This is a genomic window from Variovorax sp. NFACC27 (assembly GCF_048301545.1).
GTDB lineage: Bacteria > Pseudomonadota > Gammaproteobacteria > Burkholderiales > Burkholderiaceae_C > Variovorax > Variovorax gossypii.
This window is the reverse complement of the sequence record NZ_CP157613.1, coordinates 41,878-63,763: the sequence shown is the minus strand read 5'-3', so window position 1 is coordinate 63,763 and position 21,886 is coordinate 41,878. Positions and strand designations below refer to the sequence as shown.

The 21,886-nt window shown below is 67.7% G+C and carries 24 protein-coding genes; 9 read left to right on the top strand and 15 right to left on the bottom strand.

The genetic code is table 11. From position 1 onward, the window contains the following. Nucleotides 1–147 precede the first annotated feature (147 nt). The gene (locus ABL840_RS00315) at nt 148–1,329 is read right to left on the bottom strand and encodes an ABC transporter substrate-binding protein (RefSeq protein WP_093195761.1); all 1,182 of its coding nucleotides are present in this window, start codon (nt 1,327–1,329) and stop codon (nt 148–150) included. 185 nt (nt 1,330–1,514) lie between these two features. On the opposite strand from ABL840_RS00315, the gene ABL840_RS00310 reads away from it, so the two are divergent. Further along, nucleotides 1,515–2,153 carry a GDSL-type esterase/lipase family protein gene (locus ABL840_RS00310; RefSeq protein WP_093300396.1) on the top strand — a complete coding sequence of 213 codons (639 nt, stop codon included), beginning with the start codon at nt 1,515–1,517 and terminating at the stop codon, nt 2,151–2,153. Here the strand turns inward: ABL840_RS00310 and ABL840_RS00305 are convergent. The 4 genes from ABL840_RS00305 to ABL840_RS00290 all read right to left on the bottom strand — a co-directional run bounded on the left by ABL840_RS00305 (nt 2,131) and on the right by ABL840_RS00290 (nt 4,247). Continuing rightward, nucleotides 2,131–2,658 carry a class IV adenylate cyclase gene (locus tag ABL840_RS00305; protein WP_093300394.1) on the bottom strand — a complete coding sequence of 176 codons (528 nt, stop codon included), beginning with the start codon at nt 2,656–2,658 and terminating at the stop codon, nt 2,131–2,133. The genes ABL840_RS00310 and ABL840_RS00305 overlap by 23 nt on opposite strands. Nucleotides 2,659–2,768: 110 nt before the next feature. After that, nucleotides 2,769–3,134, bottom strand: a complete 366-nt coding sequence (locus ABL840_RS00300; RefSeq protein ID WP_093195764.1) for a hypothetical protein — start codon at nt 3,132–3,134, stop codon at nt 2,769–2,771. Continuing rightward, on the bottom strand, nt 3,131–3,715 hold the full coding sequence (locus ABL840_RS00295) for a cob(I)yrinic acid a,c-diamide adenosyltransferase (RefSeq protein WP_093300393.1): 585 nt from the start codon (nt 3,713–3,715) through the stop codon (nt 3,131–3,133). The genes ABL840_RS00300 and ABL840_RS00295 overlap by 4 nt, the downstream gene beginning before the upstream one ends. A gap of 28 nt (nt 3,716–3,743) precedes the next feature. Then, entirely contained in the window at nt 3,744–4,247 is a 504-nt protein-coding gene (locus tag ABL840_RS00290) for a DinB family protein (RefSeq protein ID WP_093195766.1), read from the bottom strand. Between the two features lie 73 nt (nt 4,248–4,320). Between ABL840_RS00290 and ABL840_RS00285 the strand changes: the two genes are divergently transcribed. After that, nucleotides 4,321–5,745 (top strand): FAD-binding oxidoreductase, encoded by a 1,425-nt coding sequence (locus ABL840_RS00285; RefSeq protein WP_093300391.1) that lies wholly within the window; start codon nt 4,321–4,323, stop codon nt 5,743–5,745. Between the two features lie 88 nt (nt 5,746–5,833). Here the strand turns inward: ABL840_RS00285 and ABL840_RS00280 are convergent, their stop codons facing one another. The 9 genes from ABL840_RS00280 to ABL840_RS00240 all read right to left on the bottom strand — a co-directional run bounded on the left by ABL840_RS00280 (nt 5,834) and on the right by ABL840_RS00240 (nt 13,943). Further along, nucleotides 5,834–6,730 (bottom strand): CsgG/HfaB family protein, encoded by an 897-nt coding sequence (locus ABL840_RS00280; RefSeq protein ID WP_093195768.1) that lies wholly within the window; start codon nt 6,728–6,730, stop codon nt 5,834–5,836. Between the two features lie 114 nt (nt 6,731–6,844). After that, nucleotides 6,845–7,813: a ParB/RepB/Spo0J family partition protein gene (locus ABL840_RS00275; RefSeq protein ID WP_093195769.1), complete on the bottom strand. Its 969-nt coding sequence runs from the start codon at nt 7,811–7,813 to the stop codon at nt 6,845–6,847. Further along, nucleotides 7,813–8,358, bottom strand: a complete 546-nt coding sequence (locus ABL840_RS00270; RefSeq protein WP_093300389.1) for an RBBP9/YdeN family alpha/beta hydrolase — start codon at nt 8,356–8,358, stop codon at nt 7,813–7,815. Before ABL840_RS00270 ends, ABL840_RS00275 begins: the two co-directional genes overlap by 1 nt. A 42-nt stretch (nt 8,359–8,400) precedes the next feature. Further along, the gene (locus ABL840_RS00265) at nt 8,401–9,321 is read right to left on the bottom strand and encodes a ParA family protein (RefSeq protein ID WP_093195771.1); all 921 of its coding nucleotides are present in this window, start codon (nt 9,319–9,321) and stop codon (nt 8,401–8,403) included. A 22-nt stretch (nt 9,322–9,343) separates the two neighbouring features. Continuing rightward, the gene (locus ABL840_RS00260) at nt 9,344–9,958 is read right to left on the bottom strand and encodes a LysE family transporter (protein ID WP_093300388.1); all 615 of its coding nucleotides are present in this window, start codon (nt 9,956–9,958) and stop codon (nt 9,344–9,346) included. 149 nt (nt 9,959–10,107) lie between these two features. Beyond that, the gene (rsmG, locus tag ABL840_RS00255) at nt 10,108–10,749 is read right to left on the bottom strand and encodes a 16S rRNA (guanine(527)-N(7))-methyltransferase RsmG (protein ID WP_093300387.1); all 642 of its coding nucleotides are present in this window, start codon (nt 10,747–10,749) and stop codon (nt 10,108–10,110) included. Continuing rightward, on the bottom strand, nt 10,746–12,695 hold the full coding sequence (gene mnmG / locus ABL840_RS00250) for a tRNA uridine-5-carboxymethylaminomethyl(34) synthesis enzyme MnmG (RefSeq protein WP_093300385.1): 1,950 nt from the start codon (nt 12,693–12,695) through the stop codon (nt 10,746–10,748). The genes rsmG and mnmG overlap by 4 nt, the downstream gene beginning before the upstream one ends. A gap of 175 nt (nt 12,696–12,870) precedes the next feature. Then, nucleotides 12,871–13,758 (bottom strand): transglutaminase-like domain-containing protein, encoded by an 888-nt coding sequence (locus tag ABL840_RS00245; protein WP_093300384.1) that lies wholly within the window; start codon nt 13,756–13,758, stop codon nt 12,871–12,873. Next, entirely contained in the window at nt 13,758–13,943 is a 186-nt protein-coding gene (locus ABL840_RS00240) for a DUF1328 family protein (protein ID WP_056574793.1), read from the bottom strand. Before ABL840_RS00240 ends, ABL840_RS00245 begins: the two co-directional genes overlap by 1 nt. A gap of 188 nt (nt 13,944–14,131) precedes the next feature. Here ABL840_RS00240 and gstA point away from each other — a divergent pair, with 188 nt between their 5' ends. From gstA to ABL840_RS00205, 7 genes are all read left to right on the top strand, one after another. After that, entirely contained in the window at nt 14,132–14,740 is a 609-nt protein-coding gene (gstA, locus tag ABL840_RS00235) for a glutathione transferase GstA (RefSeq protein ID WP_093195776.1), read from the top strand. A gap of 165 nt (nt 14,741–14,905) precedes the next feature. After that, nucleotides 14,906–15,691 carry an enoyl-CoA hydratase/isomerase family protein gene (locus ABL840_RS00230; protein WP_093195777.1) on the top strand — a complete coding sequence of 262 codons (786 nt, stop codon included), beginning with the start codon at nt 14,906–14,908 and terminating at the stop codon, nt 15,689–15,691. After that, on the top strand, nt 15,688–17,514 hold the full coding sequence (locus ABL840_RS00225) for an acyclic terpene utilization AtuA family protein (RefSeq protein WP_093300382.1): 1,827 nt from the start codon (nt 15,688–15,690) through the stop codon (nt 17,512–17,514). Before ABL840_RS00230 ends, ABL840_RS00225 begins: the two co-directional genes overlap by 4 nt. A gap of 85 nt (nt 17,515–17,599) precedes the next feature. Further along, the gene (locus tag ABL840_RS00220; protein WP_093300381.1) at nt 17,600–18,703 is read left to right on the top strand and encodes an alkene reductase; all 1,104 of its coding nucleotides are present in this window, start codon (nt 17,600–17,602) and stop codon (nt 18,701–18,703) included. A gap of 75 nt (nt 18,704–18,778) precedes the next feature. After that, a complete protein-coding gene (locus tag ABL840_RS00215; protein WP_093300379.1) occupies nt 18,779–19,264 on the top strand; it encodes a RidA family protein in 486 nt (161 codons plus the stop codon). After that, nucleotides 19,261–19,716 carry a GNAT family N-acetyltransferase gene (locus ABL840_RS00210; protein ID WP_093300378.1) on the top strand — a complete coding sequence of 152 codons (456 nt, stop codon included), beginning with the start codon at nt 19,261–19,263 and terminating at the stop codon, nt 19,714–19,716. Before ABL840_RS00215 ends, ABL840_RS00210 begins: the two co-directional genes overlap by 4 nt. A gap of 8 nt (nt 19,717–19,724) precedes the next feature. After that, nucleotides 19,725–20,480: a VOC family protein gene (locus ABL840_RS00205; RefSeq protein ID WP_093300581.1), complete on the top strand. Its 756-nt coding sequence runs from the start codon at nt 19,725–19,727 to the stop codon at nt 20,478–20,480. Here ABL840_RS00205 and ABL840_RS00200 read toward each other — a convergent pair. Then, nucleotides 20,477–21,880, bottom strand: coding sequence for a sensor histidine kinase (locus ABL840_RS00200; protein WP_093195782.1), 1,404 nt, complete (start codon nt 21,878–21,880; stop codon nt 20,477–20,479). The two genes, ABL840_RS00205 and ABL840_RS00200, sit on opposite strands and share 4 nt — an antisense overlap. Between the last annotated feature and the right edge of the window lie 6 nt (nt 21,881–21,886).

The following is a 21,886-nucleotide window of genomic DNA, read 5'->3' as shown; positions in this document are numbered from 1 at the left end:
CTTTGTTCCCTCTCCCGCTTGCGGGAGAGGGTTGGGGTGAGGGTGCAGCGGCCGATGCGAGGGACTGCTGTTTTGCGAAGGCCCCTGCCCTCACCCTCACCCTAGCCCTCTCCCGCAAGCGGGAGAGGGAGCAACGCGGAAGACGGCTCACTTGGAAGCGGCGAGCGCCGCCTTCTCGTCGAGCTGCGCCCACTTGCCGTCCTTCACGACGAGGTTGACGCTCTTCACGCCGACCACGCGGCGCGTCTGCGCATCGAAGTTCGCCTTGCCGAAGATCACGCTGGGCACGTCCTTGATCTTGTAGAACGCGTCGCGCACGGCCTTGCGATCTGCGTTCGGGCCGGCCTGGCGCAGCGCGGCGGCCGCGTACACCACGGCGTCGTAGGCGTAGGCGTTGAAGGCGTCGGGCTCCTTGTCGTACTTGGCGCGGAAGCTCTTCACGAAGTCGCGCACCTCGGCGCGCGGCTCGTCGGGATAGAAGGCCGTGTTGGTGTGGATGCCGTTCACGGCCGCGCCGCCGAGCTCGATGAACTTCGGCGAATACACCGAGCCCACCGCGGCGATGGGCTGCTTCAGGCCCACGCTGCGCACCTGGCCCGCGATGAGCGCGCCGTCGGGGTAGTAGGAGATGAGCACCAGCCCGTCGGGGTTGGCGTCGCGCACGCGCACCAGGGTCGAGCGGAAGTCCTTTTCGTCTGGCTGGTAGCCCTCGGCAATGGCGACCTGCGCGCCGCGCTCCTGGGCGGCCTTCACGAGCACGTCCTTGCTGGTGCGGCCCCAGTCGGTGTTGAGATACAGCACGGCGAGGCGCTTGAAGCCCAGCGTCTTCACCGCGAGCTCAGCCAGCAGCGGCTGCGCGTCGGCCTGGCTGATGGAGGGGCTCCAGATGTAGTCGCCGCCCTTGGTGAAGTCGGGGTGCGAGTTGGTGAAGCCCAGCTGCACCAGGCCCGCGCGCTGGTAGATGGGCGAGGCAGCCATGGAGGCGGGGCTGGAGAAGTCGCCGAGCTCGATGAGCACACGCTTGTCGTTCACCAGCTTCTGGGCGATGGCCACCGACTGGCGCGGGTCGCTCTGGCTGTCCTCGAAGTTGTAGGCCAGCGGGCGGCCGTGGATGCCGCCCTGCGCGTTGATGTGCTCCAGCGCGAGATCGAAGCCCGCCTTCCACTGCGCGCCGTACTGTGCGTTCTGCCCGGTGAGCGGGCCGCTGACGCCGAACCACACGGGCTCGCCGGTGGCGGGCGCGGCCAGGGCGGAGAGCGGCGCGGCCAGCAAGGCCATGGAGAGTGCGGCCACATGACGCAGGAAGCGGTGGCGGGTGAGCGTCGGCATGGTGTCGGATCCCGGGATGAATGAACGGAACGAAGAAGCAGGCAAGCAGGCAGCCAGGGCCTGCAGGCGATTCTTCGCCCGCCTCCATCGCCGGGGAACTAACAAAAACGGGGAGGCTTATGCGCTTTCCGAGCAAAGGGGAAAGTACCCGCGCGGCTGTGGGCTGCGATTAAGCTGCGCGCCACATGAAGAGACGACACCTCCTCCATCTGCTGGCGGGCGTACCCGCGGCGACCCTGCTGGCGGCCTGCGGCAGGCGCAAGTCATCGGCCGCGGCGTTGAAGCCCGGCGCCCATGTGCTGGCCCTCGGCGACAGCCTGACCTTCGGCTACGGCGCGTCGCCCGAGGCCTCGTGGCCGGTGAAGCTGGGCGAACTCACGGGGTGGCAGGTCGAGAACGCCGGCGTCAACGGCGACACGTCCGCGGGCGCGCTGCAGCGCCTGCCGGGGCTGCTTAGCGGGGCGAGCTACGACGCGATCCTGATCGGCATCGGCGGCAACGACATGCTGCGCGGCGTGTCTGCTACAGCCACGCGCGACAACCTCGTGGAACTGATCACCCAGGCGCGTGCGCACACGCCCTACGTGGCAGTGCTGGCGACGCCCTCGCCCGACGCGATGCGCGCGGTGGTGGGCTCGCTCAGCGATGCGCCGTTCTACGAGGAGGTGGCGAAGGCGCAGCAGGCGCTGCTGGTGGCCAATGTGTATTCGAGCGTGCTGTCGGACTCGTCGCTGCGATCCGACCGCATCCATGCCAACGCGCGAGGCTACGAGAAGGTCGCGCAACTGCTCGCGGAGCAGCTCAGGTCCGCTGGCTGGCGTTGATCAGGTCGACGTAGGCACCCTGCAGAAGCTGGTCGGTGCCCACGCCCAGTTGCGCCATGAGCGCGTGCGCCTCGGCGATGCCTGCCTCGGCCGACTCGCCCTCCTCCAGCACCACTTCGAGTTCGAGGAACTCGCCGAGGCCCTCGACGCGGTCGAGGTGCACGCGCGTGCGGCCCACGAGGAACAGCCGCCGCTGCTTGCGCACGCGGCCAGCCTGGCCCCAGGCGAGCGTGAGCGATTCACGCAGCACGTCGGGCGTGCTGCAGGGCGTGATCAGATAGAACGATTCCTTCGGGCCGGCGCTGTTCGCGCGGCGGTAGAAGATCAGCTCGGCGCGGTCGGGCGCGAAGGTGCGCAGCTTGAGGCGGTCTGCGGTGTCGGCGCAGCGGAAGAAGGTGTCGTCCTGGGCGATCTCGATAGGGCCCTTGTCGGCCAGTGTTGCCGCGACGGCTGCGACGCGTTCCACGCTGTCGATGCGAGCCTTGATCTCGATATTTCGTGCCATATCAGGTTCTCCCCCAGGCTTCGCGCACTTCGTGTCGCTTCGCCAACCCCCTTCCGGGGCAACACCGGTGGCCCGGCGAAGCCGGTTCCACGGTGTTCCTGGATTGATGATCAGGGCGCACTGCCCTGCGGACCCACCGACGGCGGCGCAGCCCGCCCGCTGGACCCCGGCGATAGCTTGCGCCCGAAGGCCTCGCCCACGTTGCGCACCGGCCTGCTGGCCTTTTCCGACACGTTGTTGATGCCGCGCCGCGTGGCAGCATCCGCGCGATTGACGCCACGGCCTGCGGCGTTGGTGCCGCGCTGCACGCTGCCCACGACCTTGCCGCCGCGCGAGGGCGACTTGATGGTGTGGGCGCGCTGCGCCTGCGGCGGGTTGTCGGCGCTCTGGGCCTGTGCCGCACCGGCAGGCAGCCAAAGGGCTGCGGCCATCGTCGTGGCGAGTGCCGTGTGAAGAAGGGTGTTCGACGGTTTCATGGGGTCTCCTTGGTGTCTGCAGCGGCCGCGCGTGCCATGCGCTCGCTCTTCCAATAAACGTCGTCGCCGCCGTTCATCCGGTTGAGCACGCGCGCGAGCACGAAGAGCAGGTCGCTGAGCCGGTTGAGGTATTGCCGCAGCGCGTCGTTGAGCTGCTCGGTGGCGCCAAGCGCCACCACGGCACGCTCGGCCCTGCGTGCCACGGTGCGGCACACGTGCGCGAGCGAGGCCGCGCGCGTGCCGGCGGGCAGGATGAATTCGGCCAGGCGCGGCAGCGCGGCGTTGTGCTCGGCGAGCGCGTTGTCCAGCTGCAGCAGGGCCTCGGCCTTCAGCAGCGTGAAACCCGGCATCGACAGTTCGCCGCCGAGGTTGAAGAGCTGGTGCTGCACGTCGACCAGCAGCTCGCGAACGGGCTCCGGCATGGGCTCGCACAGCAGCACGCCGATGTGCGAGTTGAGTTCGTCCACCTCGCCCATCGCGTGCACGCGCAGGTTGTCCTTCGACACGCGCGTGTTGTCGCCGAGGCCGGTGGTGCCGTCGTCGCCCGTGCGGGTGGCGATCTGGGAAAGTCGGTTGCCCATGGAGGCTCCTTCCTGTTCCTATTCCTGCTCAGCGATCGACGACGGTCGATGCGTCGATCTTGCCCGCCAGCCACTGCAGGCCCGCGAGATGCTGCTGGTCGTGGCTGCACAGGTAGTGGATGAGGCTGCGCATCGTGAGCGGACCGTAGCCTTCGAACACGGCCGTGCGCGCGAGCTGGGCGTCGCTCAGGCTGGAGATGATCTCCATCGTCTGCGCGCGCGCCATGCGGAAGTCGGCCAGCACCTTCGCCGGGTCTGCCACGCCGTAGTTGCGCTCGATGGCGAGCGGTTCGCTGTCGATGGAGGCGAGCGTCGGATGGCTTTCGGCCAGCGTGCGCCGGAAGCGAACGTGGTAGCCCTCGATCTCGATGTCGCGCACATGGCACAGCTGCTCGATGGCGGTGAAGGCCTCGCTGGGCACGCCTTCCCACGAGGGCGGCGCCCAGTGCCTGGAAGCCGTGGGAATGGCCGCGAAATGGGCCTCCAGCTGCGAAGGGAAGGCCGCAAGGGCGCTGAGTGTGGTGGGGTTCATGTTTTTACGAAGCGCATTATGGTGCTCGCTCCGTAGAATGGCCGATCCCCCTCACCCCGCCAGGAGACTCCCGATGAACGCCCCGACCCAAACCTCGCACCTGCTGCCGGAGCTTCATCTGCGCGAAGTGCCCGACAGCCTGATCGAGGCGCTGAAGGCACGCTTCGGCGCCAACTGTTCCACGGCGATGGCGGTGCGCACGCAGCACGGCCGCGACGAGTCCTCTTTCGACGCGCCGCCCCCCTCCGCCGTGGTGTTCGCCGAGAGCACGCAGGATGTTGCAGACGCGGTGAAGCTCGCGAGCGAGCACAGCGTGCCGGTCATTCCCTTCGGCGTGGGCTCCTCGCTCGAAGGCCACCTGCTGGCGGTGCAGGGCGGCATCAGCATCGACGTGTCGCGCATGAACAAGGTGCTGTCGGTCAATGCCGACGACCTCACGGTGACGGTGCAGCCCGGCGTCACGCGCAAGCAGCTCAACGAAGAGATCAAGAGCACGGGCCTGTTCTTCCCCATCGACCCGGGCGCCGACGCCTCCATCGGCGGCATGACCGCCACGCGAGCGAGCGGCACGAACGCGGTGCGCTACGGCACGATGCGCGAGAACGTGCTGGCGCTCGAGGTGGTGACGGCCGCGGGCGAAGTCATCCGCACCGGCACGCGTGCGAAGAAGTCGTCGGCCGGCTATGACCTCACGCGCCTCATGGTGGGCAGCGAAGGCACGCTGGGCGTGGTCACCGAGATCACGCTGCGCATCTACCCGCTGCCCGAGGCGGTGTCAGCGGCGATCTGCTCGTTCCCGAGCATCGAGGCCGCGGTGCGCACGACCATCGAGACCATCCAGCTCGGCGTGCCGATCGCGCGCGTGGAGCTGATCGACGTGAACACGGTGCGCATGGTGAATGCCTACGCCAAGCTGAACCTGCGCGAAGAGCCGATGCTGCTGATGGAATTCCACGGCTCGCCAGCCGGAGTGAAGGAACAGGCCGAGACGGTGCAGGAGCTCGCGAGCGGCCATGGCGGCAATGCCTTCGAATGGGCCAGCACGCCGGAAGAACGCACCCGCCTGTGGACCGCGCGGCACAACAGCTACTTCGCGGCGGTGCAGTCGCGTCCGGGCTGCCGCGTGATCTCGACCGACACCTGCGTGCCGATCTCGCGCCTGGCCGACTGCCTGCTCGACTCGGTGGCCGAAGCCGATGCCAGCGGCATCCCCTACTTCCTCGTCGGCCACGTGGGCGACGGCAATTTCCACTTCGGCTACCTGCTCGACCCGAACATCCCCGAGGAGCGCGTGAAGGCCGAGGAGCTGAACCACGCGCTGGTGAGCCGTGCGCTGGCACTGGAAGGCACCTGCACCGGCGAGCACGGCGTGGGGCTGCACAAGATGGAGTTCCTGGTGAATGAAGCGGGCGCGGGCGCGATCGACATGATGCGCACGATCAAGCGCGCGCTCGACCCGAAGAACATCATGAATCCGGGGAAGATCTTCAGCCTCTGATTCCGAGCTCAGGCACCCAATGAAAAAAGCCCGGGGCTCTTGCGAGCCGCCGGGCTTTTTGTTTGTTCGACTGAAGGTTGCCGTGCGATCAGTTGCTGCGACGACGTGCCGGTGCCTTCTCTGCCGGCACGTAGGTCTGCGACGGCGCCGCGCCGCCATCCACGCCCAGTCGGCCGCCGCCGCCGAGGCCTTGGCCGCGCACCGTCTGCGCCTTGTAGTTGCGCAGCGAACGGACCATCTGGTTGAAGGCGTCCATGAAGGCAGCGGCAATCACCTTGCCCTGGGCCGTGTTGGTGTAGCCGCCGAGGCCGCCGCCAGCGCTGCGGCCGGCCAGTGCACCGAAGGCGCCGAAGTCGGTCTTGGAGGCGCTGCCTTCGGAAGCGGCAACCTGCACGCCCGAGCGGTTGTCGATCAGGGTCAGAAGCGCGCTGGCTTCCTTGGTCTGCATGCTGCCGCCGATGGCCGCGAGGGCACGGCCACGGCCGCCGCCCACCAGGCCGCCGAGCGCACCGCCGACGCCGCCGGCATCGCTGTTGCTGAACACGATCTCGGGCGACAGGCCGTAGTCGGAAGCCACCATCTGGCCGCGGCCGAAGTTGCTGCCGCCGCGCATTTCACCCGACTGCTGCAATGCGCGTTCGCGCGTCATGGCGTTCATGCCGGCAGCGCCGCGCTCGACCACGATGAAGCAGTTCGACTGCTGCACCAGCAGGCGCAGCAGGTTGGCCGTGGGGGGCAGGCGGTATTCGCCGGTGAGGATGGTGTACCAGCCCGCGCTCTGGTTCTCAATCAGGGAGACCGTGCCGAGCGGCGATTCGCAGCGCTCGAGCTGGCTGCTCGCGTTGTCGGTGGCGCCGCCTGCCGCGCTGCCGGTGGCCATGGTCTTGGCCGACTGGCTGCCCATTTGCATGTCGGTCGTGGCGCAACCGGTTAGAAGAAGTGCGCCGGCGGCGATGGCCGCGAGCGGGAACCTGGTGAGCTTCATGGATGACTCCCTCTGTTGTTCAGAGATCTGAGGTTGGAAAAACCAGCGGTCGAGGATACGCGCAAAGGATTGCAGGAATCAATCAAACGAACGCCCGCCCCCGGGTTCACAACACTAGGCCGTTCGGCGGATGCGTTCGATCAATCCGTTGAGCGCCTCGATGGAGCCGAAGTGGATCGCGAGCTCGCCGCTTTCCTCGACGCGGCCGCCGCGCTTGCTGCGCTTCTTGATGCGCACCTCGACCTCGGCGGTGAGCAGGTCGGCCAGTTCTTCTTCGACGCGCAGCAGGTCGCGCGACTTCTCGCCGTCGTTGCTGCGGCGCGAAGGCGTGAGCGTGAACTCGGCCGCGAGCTTCTTCACCAGCGACTCGGCCTCGCGCACCGACATCTTCTTGGCCGCGATCTGGTTGGCGGCCGTGATCTGCGTGCCGCGGTCCAGCGACAGCAGCGCGCGGGCGTGGCCCATGTCGATGTCGCCGGCCATCAGCATCTGCTGCGCGGGCTCGGCCAGGTTCAGCAGGCGCAACAGGTTGCTGGCTGCGCTGCGCGAGCGGCCCACTGCCTGGGCCGCCTGCTCGTGAGTGAGCCCAAACTCGGTCACCAGGCGTTGCAGGCCTTGGGCCTCTTCGAGCGGATTGAGATCCTCGCGCTGGATGTTCTCGATGAGGGACATCGCCGCCGCGGCCTCGTTCGGCACGTCGCGCACCAGCACCGGCACGCTGTCGAGGCCGGCGAGCTTCGCGGCACGGAAGCGCCGTTCGCCCGCGATGATTTCGTATTCGGCGTTCTTGGCCGCAGCCGATTCGGGATCGAGCCGCCGCACCAGGATCGGCTGCATGATGCCCTGCACCTTGATGCTCTCGGCCAGCTCGTAGAGCGCGCCTTCGTCCATGCGCGTGCGCGGCTGGTAGACGCCGGCGACCATCTGGTCGAGCATCAGCGTGCTCGGGTTCCGTTGCGCGCCGCCCTCCTCCGCATCGGCGGCGCCGGCACCGCCGCCGCTGTTGTCGGCGGAAGGCGCGGCCGTCGGGCCCAGCAGCGCTTCGAGGCCGCGTCCCAGTCCCTTGGGTTTCTTGGTCGCCATCAGTTCTTTTCTTTCGAGATTTCGTTCAGGAGTTTGCGGCCTTCGGGCCAGTCGCCCAGGCCCGATTCGGCGTTCAGGTGGCCGCCCGCGCCGGCGTCGATGAAGCGTGCGCCCCAGTCGGCGGCAAGCTGCCGCGAGCGGGAGATCTCGCAGTACGGGTCGTCGTTGGCGGCGATCAGCACCGCCGGGAAAGGCAGCGGCTTGCGCACGATGGGCGCCCAACCCGGAATCGACTGGCGCAGGTTGTCGCTCTCCACGTCTCCAGGCGCGACCAGCAGCGCGCCGCGCACCTTGTGCGTGTTGCGCGAATGCGCGGCCCAGGCGGCGACGAGGATGCAGCCGAGGCTGTGCGCCGCGAAGACCACCGGGCCGGGCGAAGCCAGCACTTCTTCCTCGAGCCGCGCGGACCAGTCGCCGCGCAGCGGGCGCATCCATTCGTGCTGCTCGACACGGTGGTCGCCATGGACGGATTCCCAGCGGGTCTGCCAATGGCCGGGGCCGCTGTTCTGCCAACCGGGCAGCAGCAGGATGCGGGGAGCTGTCATTTGCTACTGATTTGATAGCAACTTGCGAAGCGCAAGCGCATGTCAGGCGTTGTTTTCACTGGTGGAGTCTGCAGCCGGCGCGGCGGCGGGCGCCATGACGTCGTCGGGGATGGGCAAGTCCGGCGTGATGCGCGCGACCGGCGCAATCGGCGGAGCCACCGCACCCGAGGCAAAGGCGCTCGCGGGCGGCATCTTGTCGACCAGCTCCTGCGCGAAGGCGATGAAGGCCTGGCTGCCGCGCGCAGCCGGATCGAACACCACACCCGGCAGTCCGTAGCTCGGCGCCTCGGCCAGCCGCACGTTGCGCGGGATCACGGTGTCGAACACCTTGTCGCCGAAGTGGGACTTGAGCTGCTCGCTCACCTGCTGCTGCAGCGTGATGCGCGGATCGAACATCACGCGCAGCAGGCCGATGATCTGCAGGTTCTTGTTGAGGTTGGCGTGCACCTGCTTGATGGTGTTGACCAGGTCGGTCAGGCCTTCGAGCGCGAAGTACTCGCACTGCATCGGCACGATCACGCCGTGGGCGGCGCACAGGCCGTTCAGCGTCAGCAGGCTCAGGCTGGGTGGGCAGTCGATCAGCACGAAGTCGTACTCGGCACCGACGGCGGCCAGCGCGGTGCGCAGGCGCTTCTCGCGGCGGTCGAGCGCGACCATTTCCACTTCGGCACCGGCCAGTTCGCGGTTGGCACCCAGCACGTCGTAGCCGCAGCCGCCCTCCACCAGCTTGTCGGCCTTGACCCGCGCCTCGGCGACCGAGGCCGATTCGAGCAGCACGTCGTACACCGTCAGCTCCAGCTCGCGCTTGTCGATGCCCGAACCCATGGTGGCATTGCCCTGCGGGTCGAGGTCGATCATCAGCACGCGCTGGCCGACCTTGGCCAGGCCGGCGGCGAGATTGACGGTGGTGGTGGTCTTGCCGACTCCGCCCTTCTGGTTGGCGATGCAGAAAATCTTGGCCATGTGAGTACCGAGGGTCGATCGATCAGCGCGAGATTGCGAGCTTGACGCCGAAGGCGATCAGGAAAGTGCCGGCAAGCTTTTCGAGCGTGGTGGAAATGCGGGGATTCGCGCGGATGCGCTCGGCCAGGAAGTGCGTGAGCAGCGTCGAGGTCAGGCCGTACAGGAAGGTCAGCGCGGCGATCGTCACGGCCATGGCGCCGAAAGTGATCAGGCCCTGGTGACGGGCCGGGTCCACGAACAGCGGGAAGAAGGCCATGTAGAACACGATGGCCTTGGGGTTCAGCAGCGTGATGGTGAAAGCCTGGCGCATGAAATGGCTGGGCTTGATGTTGAGGATGGGGGCCGAACCGGGCTTCGCCATCAGCATCTTGATGCCCATCCAGGCCAGATACGCAGCGCCCAGCCACTGCACGGCCTTGAAAGCGGCCGGGTAAGCAGCCATGACGGCGGACACTCCGGCCACCGCAGCCCACAGCAGGAACTGGTCGCCGATGATCACGCCGGCCGTCGCGGCCAGTCCACCGCGGATGCCGCCCTTGCTGGTCGAGGTGATCAGCGCCAGATTGCCCGGGCCGGGAATCAGGAGGAACAGGACGATGGCGGCGACGAATGCGCCGTAGTCAGCAATGCCGAACATGGGATTTGCCTCGAAAAAGCGAGCCGGGAAAGGGACCAGAGGGAGGCATCGAGTCTAAGCGAGCACACCGCCGCCGGGACTGCCCTGACACCGGCTTTTACCGGTGTCGTCGCTTCTTTTGCGGATTCGAGCGCCGATTCAGACGCCGATCAGACGGATTCCTTGCGCGCCCAGACGATGCATCGCTCCGCATCCAGGCCGGGAACCGTCAGTTGTTCCACGTGAAACACAGACACGCCCTTGGGCACGACCGCGAGTTCGTCCGTCGGCATCTTGCCCTTCATGGCGAGCCAGACGCCCCCCGGGGCCAGCAGGTTCATCGAGCCGTTGAAGAAATCAGGCAGCGATGCGAAGGCACGGGAGCTGATGACCTCGTAGCTGCCGGCCAGCGATTCGACACGGGCATGCAGCCCGCGCAGGTTCGGTAGCTCCAGTTCGGCAGCAACCTGCCGGACGAAAGCCGCCTTCTTGGCGACCGCGTCGAGACAGCTGACTTCCAGATCGGGCCGCATGATCGCGATCACCACGCCGGGCAAGCCGCCACCGGAACCCACGTCCAGCAGCTTGCCCTTCCCTGCCCACTCGCGCTGCAGCGGCGCGATGGCCGCAAGGCTGTCGAGCAGATGGTGCGTCAGTACGCTGGCCGGGTCGCGCAGCGCCGTCAGGTTGTAGACCTTGTTCCACTTGAGCATCAGCGTGCCGTAGGCCAGCAGGCGTTCAGCCTGGGCATCGGACAGCGTCACGCCCATGGCGGCCGCGCCCGAGCGCAGCGTGTCGATCGGCGCCGTCATTCGGCGGCAGCTTCCGTGGCGGGGTCGGCGTCCTTGGCAAAAGCCTTGTGACCGCCCTTTCGCAGATGAATCATCAACAGCGAGATAGCCGCCGGCGTCACGCCGGAAATGCGCGAGGCCAGGCCCAGCGTTTCCGGCCGATGCTTGTTCAGCTTCTGCCGCACCTCGAAGCTCAATGCCTTGACCTGGCTGTAGTCGAAATCGGCCGGCAGCTTGAGGTTTTCGAAGTGCGCGGCACGCTCGACCTCGTCGTGCTGGCGCTCGATGTAGCCGGAGTACTTGGCCGAGATCTCGATCTGCTCGATCTCGGTTTCGCTCAACGTGGCCGGGGCACCGTACTTGCCGCCGTCCAGCGTCATGAGCGTTTCGTAGCTCACGTCGGGCCGGCGCAGCAGGTCGGCCAGGTTGTATTCGTGATCGATGGCCTTGCCCAGCACCCGCTCCGACTCCGAAGCCGGCAGGTTGCGCGGGTTCACCCAGATCGACTTGAGGCGCTCTGTTTCACGTGAAACAGCATCGCGCTTCCGGCCGAAGGCGTCCCAGCGTTCGTCGTCCACCAGGCCCAGCTTGCGGCCGGCTTCGGTCAGACGCATGTCGGCGTTGTCTTCGCGCAGCTGCAGACGGAACTCCGCGCGGCTGGTGAACATGCGGTAAGGCTCGGTCACGCCCTTGGTGATCAGGTCGTCGACCAGCACGCCAAGGTAAGCCTCGTCGCGGCGCGGCAGCCAGGCGTCTTCGCCACGGCATTGCAGCGCGGCGTTGATGCCGGCGAACAGCCCCTGGGCCGCGGCCTCCTCGTAGCCGGTCGTGCCGTTGATCTGTCCGGCGAAGAACAAGCCCTTGACCGATCGCGTCTCGAAACTGCTCTTGAGCTCGCGCGGATCGAAGTAGTCGTACTCGATGGCGTAGCCCGGCCGCAGGATGTGCGCGTTCTCCAGTCCGGGCATCGAGCGCACCAGTTGGTACTGGATGTCGAACGGCAGGCTGGTCGAGATCCCGTTCGGGTAGTACTCGTTGGTGGTCAGGCCTTCGGGCTCCAGGAAGATCTGGTGGCTTTCCTTGTCGGCAAAGCGATTGATCTTGTCTTCCACGCTCGGGCAGTAGCGCGGCCCCACGCCGTCGATCTTGCCGGTGAACATCGGGCTGCGGTCGAAGCCCGAGCGGATGATCTCGTGAGTGCGCGCATTGGTGTGCGTGATCCAGCAGGGCATCTGCTGCGGATGCATGTCTGCGCGACCCATGAAGCTGAACACCGGCATCGGCCCTGCCCCACCAGGCATGCCGTCGCCGGGTTGTTCCGTGCACTTCGAGAAATCGATGCTGCGGCCGTCGAGCCGCGGCGGCGTACCGGTCTTGAGCCGGCCCTGCGGCAGCTTCAGTTCCTTGAGCCGAGCCGACAGGCTGACCGCCGGCGGGTCGCCAGCACGGCCGGCCTGGTAGTTGTCGAGGCCGACGTGGATGCGGCCATCGAGGAAAGTACCCGCTGTCAGTACGACGGTGCGCGCGCGGAAAGCGATGCCAACCTGCGTGACGGCGCCGACCACGCGATCGCCCTCCACCATCAGGTCGTCGACCGCCTGCTGAAACAGGCTCAGGTTCGGCTGGTTCTCGAGCCGGCGGCGAATGGCGGCCTTGTACAGAACGCGGTCCGCCTGGGCGCGGGTCGCGCGCACGGCAGGGCCCTTGCTCGAGTTGAGGATGCGGAACTGGATGCCGGCCTCGTCCGTCGCGATCGCCATCGCACCGCCGAGCGCGTCGACCTCCTTCACCAGGTGGCCCTTGCCGATGCCGCCGATCGACGGATTGCAGCTCATCTGCCCCAGCGTCTCGATGTTGTGGGAGAGCAGCAGCGTCTTGGCGCCCATGCGCGCGGCGGCGAGCGCGGCCTCGGTGCCGGCATGGCCACCGCCGACGACGATCACGTCGAATTCTTCGGGGTACAGCATTTGGAAATGGGGGCGCACAACTGACGCGTGCGCGGCGCAAAAGGGGCACCGATTTTAATCGGCCAGGCCCATCTGCGCCCCCTGTGTGGACAAGCTAGAGGGCCATGCCAAATTGCCCGCCAACTCCCATCGATTCTCGATAGTTTGCTATGTTTTTAATAGCAAACTATCCGCGTCAGTCCGTCGCTTCCACCGTCTGTGACAGCGGCACCGGCTTCTCGATGCCGATCAGCTCGCCGCTGGGCGGCGGCGCTATCGACGGCTGCATGCTTTCATCCTGCAGCTCGCGAACGGCGAGCTTCTTGTCCGTCATGCGCACATCGCCGAAGATCGTGCAGAAGGCCACGTCCTTCGCATCGCGCCCCGTGCCCACTCGCACCAGCCGGTCGACCGGCGCCATGCGCGTCGGATCGAACAGCACCCATCGCCCGCCGAGCCAGGCTTCGAACACCGCGTGGAAATCCTGCGGCGGCTCGTCGAACCACACGTAGCCGACCACCAGCCGCGCCGGTATATTGAGCGCGCGGCAGAAGGTGATGCCCAGGTGCGCGAAGTCGCGGCACACGCCCGCGCGCGACACGAACACCTCTCGCGCGGTCGTGGTCGAGTCGCTGCTGCCGGGCTCGTAGGAAATGCTTTCGTGGATCCAGTCGACGATGGCCTGCACCCGGCCGATGCCGGGCGGCAGGTCGCCGAAGAGTTGCAGGGCGCAACGCGACATCAGGTCCGACTCGCAGTACCGCGTCGGCATCGTGTAGTGCAGCACCTCGTCGGGCACCTCGCTGACCCGCATCTCGCGCAGGTCGGTCGGCACCACCGCGTGCGCACGCTGCACGCCGGCCCTGTAGCGGATCTTCAGCGGCCCCGGCTTCGCGTCGAAACGTATGAAGCGGTTGCCGCTCCCCTCGTCGCAGAACAGCCGCATCGGGGTCGCCGGCTCGATCGCCAGCTTCTCCCCGATCACGGTCTGCATGCCCGAGCGCGCCGCCTCGATGTTGAGCAGCATGTGGGCCGGCGCCACGACCTCGTAATCGAGCTGCGCCTCGATGTGCGAGAGGTGCATCAGTCGATCGCTTTCTTCACCGCGCCCACGCCGAGCGCCGCCAGCACCACGAACAGCACCGCGAGCACCAGGAACAGGCCGAACAGCAGCTTGGCGATGCCGGCCGCGCCCGCCGCGATGCCACCGAAGCCGAGCAGGCCGGCCACGAGGGAGATGACCGCAAAAATGATCGCGTACTTCAACATCCTGGTACTCCTTGCAGCAGGCCCTGCCCACCATGCGAGGCAGCTTAGGAAACGCGTCCCGTGCGCCCGATAGTCACCGCGCGCATGCGGCCGTAGGACAAAAACGCGAGGCCGCCAAACCCGCTAGCATCCGCTGCGGTCTCTCACAACAATCAATCAACCAACCTCGTCATCACTGGAGTTTTCGAATGAAGCTGTACTACTCGCCCGGCGCCTGCTCGCTCTCGCCCCATATCGCTCTGCATGAAGCGGGCATCGCCGTCGAACCCGTGCTGGCCAGCACCAAGAGCCACAAGCTGCAGGACGGCACCGACTACTACGGCATCAACCCGCTGGGCTACGTGCCGATGCTCGAGCTCGACGACGGCACCCGCCTGCGCGAAGGCCCCGCCATCCTCCAGTACATCGCCGACCTGGCGCCCACCAAGAACCTCGCACCGGCCGCCGGCACCATGCAGCGCTACCGCCTGCAGGAATGGCTGACCTTCATCGGCACCGAAGTGCACAAGGGCTTCAGCCCGCTGTTCAACCCGAACATGCCCGACGAAGCCAAGGGCATCTTCAAGGACAAGCTCAAGTCGCGCTTCCAATGGCTCGACAAGGAACTGGCCAGCAAGGAATACCTGATGGGCGAGCACTTCAGCGTGGCCGACGGCTACCTGTTCACCGTCACCAACTGGACCAAGCCCACCGGCGTGGACATCTCCGACTTCCCCAACCTGCTCGCCTGGCATGCACGCGTGGGCGCCCGCCCGGCCGTGCAGGATGCGATGAAGGCTGAAGGCCTGCTGAAGTAATACGAAGCTCGCAAAAGAGACTGAAAGCAAGCAGAAGCAGCCAAGCGGCTCGGCCCCTTCCTAGGGAAAACCCGGGCCGCTTCAGCCACAAGCCGCACGATGCGGCTTTTTTTTCGCGCGACGCTACGGGCAGAACTCCAGCCGATCGAAGAAGGAATCCGCGCCATGCCCGAAACCCCTCCGTCCGCCGCCGAACTGCGCGAAGAGATGCGCGGGCCCGTCATGTGGCTCACCATCGAGCGCGAGGAGCGCCGCAACGCCATCAACGCCGCCGTGCTGGCCGGCCTGGGCGATGCCATCGCCCGCGCCAACAACGACAGCGCCGTGCGCGCAGTGGTCATCACCGGCGCCGGCACGCGCGCCTTCTGCGCGGGCGCCGACCTGCAAAGCGGCACCTCCTTCAAGTTCGACTACGCCGCGCCTTACCAGGGCTTCGCCAATCTCTTCCGACAGGCCAGGCAGTCGACCGTGCCGCTGGTCGCGCGCGTCAACGGTGCCTGCATGGCCGGCGGCATGGGCCTCATGGCGATGTGCGACATGGCCGTGGCCAGCAGACAGGCGGTGTTCGGCCTGCCCGAGGTGAAGGTCGGGCTCTTCCCCGCGCAGGTGCTCAGCGTGCTCGGCGGCCTGCTGCCGCGCCGCGTGCTGGCCGAGATGTGCATCACCGGCGAGCCCATCGACGCCGCGCAGGCGCTCGAGCTCAACCTCGTCAACCGCGTGAGCGACGACGTCGACGAAAGCGTCGACTGGCTGCTCGGCCGCATGCTCGACAAGTCGCCAGCCGCCATACGCCGCGGCCTCTACACCATGAAGAAGATCGAGGCCATGGCCTTCGAGGAATCGATGGCCTTCACCGAAAGCCAGATCGGCCTGTTCGCGCTCACCGAGGACGCAGCCGAAGGACAGCTCGCCTTCCGCGAGAAGCGCAAGCCGCAGTGGAGCGGACGATGAGCAACAGCAACAGCGAACGCATCGTCCGCATCGGCGGCGCCTCCGGCTTCTGGGGCGACAGCAGCGTGGGCGCGCCGCAGCTCGTCGGCAGCGGCCAGATCGACTACCTCGTGTTCGACTACCTCGCCGAACTCACCATGTCGATCCTCGCGGGCGCGCGGCTCAAGAAGCCCGAGCTCGGCTACGCGACCGACTTCGTGTCGGTGGCGATGAAGTCCGTGCTGAAGGACGTCGTGAAACAGGGCATCCGCGTGGTGAGCAACGCGGGCGGCGTGAACCCGCAAGGCTGCGCCGACGCACTGGCAGCGCTCGCGGCCGAGCAAGGCATCGCGTTGAAGATCGCCGTGGTGAGCGGCGACGACGTGTCCCCGCTGCTGCCCCAACTGCGCCAGTCGCAACCGCCCGTGCGCGAACTGCAGAGCGGCGCCGCGCTGCCCGAACGCGTGCTCACCGCCAACGCGTATCTCGGCGCACAGCCCATACGCGCTGCGCTCGACGCGGGCGCGCAGGTCGTCATCACCGGTCGCTGCGTCGACTCGGCCGTGACGCTCGGCGTGCTCATGCACGAATTCAAGTGGCAGCCCGACCAGCTCGACCTGCTTGCCTCAGGCAGCCTCGCGGGCCACATCATCGAATGCGGCTGCCAGGCCACCGGCGGCCTGCACACCGACTGGGACACCGTGCCCGACTGGCCCAACATCGGCTACCCCATCGTCGAATGCGGCGCCGACGGCAGCTTCGTCGTCACCAAGCCCGCCGGCACCGGCGGCAAGGTCACGCCCGCGGTGGTGGGCGAGCAGATGCTCTACGAGATCGGCGACCCCGCCGCCTACCTGCTGCCCGACGTGGTGGCCGACTTCACGCAGGTGCGCATCGAGCAGGCCGGCGAGCACCGCGTGCGCGTGCACGGCGCGCGCGGCCGTGCGCCCACCGCGAGCTACAAGGTCAGCGCCACCTACGTCGATGGCTTCAAGACTGCGGCTCAGCTCACCATCGTCGGCTTCGACGCGGTGACCAAGGCGAAGCGAACGGGCGAGGCCATCCTCGCGCGCACGGGTGCGCTGTTCTCGCAGTACGGCTTCGGTCCCTACAGCGGCACGCAGATCGAGGTGCTGGGCGCGGAGTCCTGCTACGGCCCGCATGCACAGCAGGCATTGCAGACGCGCGAGGCGGTGCTGCGGCTCGCGGTGACGCATCCGCGAAAGGAAGCGCTGGAGCTGTTCGCGCGGGAGGTCGCACCCGCAGGCACGTCGTGGGCACCGGGCACCACCGGCGCGGGCGGCGGACGGGCCTCGGTGTCGCCGTCGATCCGGCAATACGCGTTCCTTCTGGACAAGTCGCAGGTCGAGGCATCGGTGAGCGTCGACGGAGAACGCGTCGATGTTCCACGCATGGACAGCGCACCCGCCGACGAAGCGGCCAATGCCATCCCTTCGCCTGCCAGAGCCATCCAGACGACGATCGACACCTCCGCCACCGACAGCATCGAGGTGCCGCTGCTGCGCCTGGCCTGGGCCCGCAGCGGAGACAAAGGCGACACATCGAACATCGGCGTCATCGCTCGACACCCTGCCCTGCTGCCGCTGCTGCGCGAGCAGCTCACCGAGGCACGCGTGTCCGAGTGGCTCGCGCACCTGGTCAAGGGCCGCGTCACGCGCTACGAGGTGCCGGGCATCGACGCCTTCAACTTCGTCTGCGAACAGGCGCTGGGCGGTGGCGGCATGGCCTCGCTGCGCAACGATCCGCTGGGCAAGGGCATGGGGCAGATCCTGCTGGCCGTTCCCATGCGGGTGAGCCCCGCCTTGCTGGCATTGCTTGCCTAGCACCAATCCGTCAACCGTGCGACAGCAGGGTTGAGGCGGCGCGCTTAGCCTTGCGCCCCGTATCAACTCTGCTTTCGATCGCACGATGTCCACCCTTTTCGATCCCGTACAGGCCGGCGACCTGAAGCTCGCCAACCGCGTCGTCATGGCGCCGCTCACGCGCAACCGCTCGCCGAACGCCATCCCGCCCGACATCGCCGCCACCTACTACGCCCAGCGCGCCAGTGCCGGCCTGCTCATCACCGAGGCCACCGCCATCAGCCACCAGGGCCAGGGCTATTCCGACGTGCCCGGCCTCTACGGCACCGAGCAGCTCGACGCCTGGAAGCGCGTGACCGACGCCGTGCACGCCAAGGGCGGCAAGATCGTGGTGCAGCTGTGGCACGTGGGCCGCGTCTCGCACAACGAACTGCAACCCGGTGGCGGAAAGCCCGTCGCCCCCTCGGCCATCACCGCCAGGACCAAGACCGTGCTCATCAAGGACGGCGTGCCCACCTTCGTCGACACCTCCGAGCCGCGCGCGCTCGACGCGAGCGAACTGCCCGGCATCGTGCATGCCTACGCGGTGGCTGCGCGCAGCGCGGTGGAGACCGCAGGTTTCGACGGGGTCGAACTGCACGGCGCCAACGGCTACCTGCTCGACCAGTTCCTGAAGGACGGCAGCAACAAGCGCACCGACGACTACGGCGGCAGCATCGAGAACCGCGCCCGCCTGCTGCTCGAATCCGCGCGCGCCGTGGTCGATGCGGTTGGCGGCGGCAAGACCGGCATCCGCCTGTCGCCCGTCACGCCCGCCAACGACGCCCACGACAGCAATCCGCAGCCGCTCTTCACCTACGTGGTGAAGCAGCTCGCATCGCTCAACCTCGCCTACATCCACATCATCGAAGGCGCCACCGGTGGCCCGCGCGAGATCGAGGACCGTCCCTTCGACTACGAAGCCCTCAAGGCCGCCTACCGCGAAGCCGGCGGCAAGGCCGCATGGATGGTCAACAACGGCTACGACCGTCCCCTCGCCGAAGAGGCCCTGAAGGAAGGCGACGACCTCGTGGCCTTCGGCAAGCCCTTCATCTCCAACCCCGACCTCGTGCGCCGCCTGCGCGAGAACGCACCGCTGAACCCGCTCGACAAGGCCACCATGTACGGCGGCGGCGCGAAGGGCTACACGGACTATCCGGCGCTGGCCTGAGCCCGAAGCAGCAGCGAGGGCCATGGCAAGATGCGACGGACGCTTCGTGTCCGTCGCATCAAGGAGAGAAATGCCATGGCTCGCATCGAGCAACGACTGGCCGCGCTCGGCCTCGTCCTTCCGCCCGCAGTGACGCCGCCACCCGGCGTCGTGCTGCCTTTCCAGTTCGTACGCATCGTCGGCCGCCGCGCGCTGATCTCCGGCCACGGCCCGCTCAATGCCGACGGCACCATCGCCGCGCCGCTGGGCAAGCTGGGCCGCGAGCTGGGCGTGGAACAGGGCTACACCGCCGCGCGCCTCACCGGGCTCGCGATGCTGGGCAGCCTGCAGCGCGCGCTGGGCGACCTGGACCGCATCAGCGCATGGACGCGCGTGTTCGGCATGGTTTCCTGCGCACCGGGCTTCGACAGGCAGCCGGCCGTCATCAACGGCTTCTCCGATCTCATCCTCGAAGTCTTCGGCCCCGACATCGGCGCGCACTCGCGCAGCGCGGTGGGCATGGCGGAACTGCCGTTCAACATTCCCGTCGAGATCGAGGGCGAAGTGGAAATCGACGCATGACGGCATGGACCATCAGGCGCGCCACGAAGGACGATGCAGCCTCCATCGCCGACTGCGCCGTCGAGGCCTTCCGCCACTACATCCCGCGGCTGGGCCTCACGCCGACGCCGATGACCAGGGACTACGGCGCGTCGATCGCGAACGCGCAGGTCTGGGTCGCGCAACAGCAGGAGCAGATCGTCGCGGCGCTGGTGCTCGACGTCACCGACGAGGGCTTCCTGATCGACGTGATCGCGGTGCGCCCCACGCAGCAGGGCACCGGCGTGGGCCGCGCGCTGCTCGAGCTCGCCGAGCGCGAGGCGCTGCGGCAAGGCCACGACTCGATCTACCTCTTCACCAACGAGAAGATGAGCGAGAACCGCGCGCTCTACGAGCGCATCGGCTATGTCGAATACAAGCGCCTCGCCTTCGCGGAACGCACGCGCGTCTTTCTTCGCAAGCAACTGAAGTGACGGCCACGATGCAGCTCGAACGCATTCACCACGTCGCCATCATCTGCTCCGACTACCCGGCGTCGAAGCGCTTCTACACCGAGGTGCTGGGCCTGCGCGTGATCGCAGAAAACTACCGCGCCGCGCGCGATTCGTACAAGCTCGACCTGGCGCTGCCCGACGGCTCGCAGATCGAGCTCTTCTCCTTTCCCGATGCGCCCGCGCGCCTCACGCGACCCGAGGCGCAGGGGCTGCGCCACCTGTCCTTCGAGGTACCCGACGTGCAGGCCGCGGCCGCCGAACTCGCATCGAAGGGCATTGCCGTCGAGCCGCTGCGCACCGATGAATTCACGGGCAGGCGCTTCACCTTCTTTGCCGATCCCGACGGCCTTCCGCTCGAACTCTACGAGGCCGCACCGGAGGAAGACCTGGATGCACTGCTGCTGAAGCTCGAAGGCGCGCTCCATCTTCGAGAGGTCCGCGCGAGCGCCGCGCGGCTCGAGGAACTGCTCGACGACGACTTCCACGAGCTCGGTGTCTCAGGCACGGTGTGGACACGCACCGCCATCATCGAGGCACTGCGCGACGAGGCTTTCTCGGAACGCACGATGTCGGACTTTCGCGTGCTGCGCATGGGGCCGGACGTGGCGCTGGTCACCTATCGCGCGCACCGCGAAGCCATTCCACAGCGCCCCGGCGCGGACTCGCTGCGCAGCTCGCTCTGGCGACGACGCTCGGGCCGCTGGCGCATGGCGTTCCACCAGGGCACGCCGCTGCCGCTCTAGATCGCTTCGCCGAAGGCCACGCTCACGCGAAGGCCAGTGGGCTCGGCCGCTTCGAGCCGCAGCTCCGCGCCCAGCAGCTCTGCATAGCGCGAGACGATCGACAGCCCCAGCCCCGAGCCCTGCCCCAGCTTCTCCCCCGCGGGCCCTTGGGCCCAGCGCCGCATCAGGTCGCGCTGCGCCTCCAGCGGGATGCCGGGGCCGTCGTCGATCACGCTCAGCGTGTGGCCCGCAAGCTCGACCGTGATGGTGCGCCCGCCGTAGCGCAGCGCGTTGTCGATCAGGTTGTCGAGGATGCCCTCCACCAGCGCTTCGTTGGCGCTCACGACCACGCCGTCGTCGAGGCCGCGCGCGCCCAGGTCGACGCCTCGCGCATCGGCTCGCGCGAGGTGCCGCAGCACCGTCTGCTCCGCCAGCACGTCGAGCCGCACGGGCACGCGCTTGAGTTCGGTGCGTGCCTCCTCGGCCAGCGCGAGCGCGAGCAGCTGATCGATCAGGTGGCTGGCGCGCGCCTGGCGTTCCGACACGCGCTCCAGCTGTTCGCGCCATACGTTGGTGTCGTGCTGCGCCAGCCCGTACTCGGCCAGCGCGCGGATGCCCGCCAGCGGCGTGCGCAGTTCGTGCGCCACGTTGCCCACGAACTCGCGCTGCGCCTGCACGCTGTTGCCCAGCCGCTCGAAGAGCGAGTTGACCGCATTGCCCAGGCGCTGGATCTCGCGCGAGGTCTGCGCCACCGCCACCGGCGAAAGATCGCGCACGTCGCGCCGGTCGAGCGCGCGCTGCAGTTCGCCGAGCGGGCGCAGGTCGCTGCGGATGCCGTACCAAAGCCATACCGCGAGCAGGATCAGCAGCACGATCTGCGGCGCCAGCGCATAGCCCAGCAGCTGCCGCACCAGCGCCGTGCGGCTCAGCGTGGTCTGCGCAATGATCACGCGGTAGGGCATGCTGATGTCGGGTTCGGCGTCGTGCTCGAGCACCACCGCGCGCAGCGTGCTGCCCTCGTAGTCGACATCGGAGAAGCGGTAGCGCGAACCGTCCACCGGCAGCGGGGCCTTCAGGCCCGACTGCCCCGAGATCAGCGTGCCGTCGAGCCGCTGCACCGCGAAGTAGACCTTGTCGACCTGGTCGAAGAGCACGGTGGCCACTTCGCGCGGCGTGAGCAGCAGCTCGATGCCGCGCTCGCCCGCCTGCACGTTGGCCGACAGCGCATACGCGTCGTCGAGCATGCCGCGGTCGAAGGCCTGCTCGGAGAAGTAGTTGGCGATGACCAGCGCGATGACCGCGCCGACCATCCACGTGAGCGCCAGCGGCACCAGCACGTTGCGCAGCACGCGCCGCGTGAGCGACGGCGCGCGCACTGTCGCCGCCGGCTGCGATTCGGTGGTCTGCTCCTGGCCGGTCACGCGCGG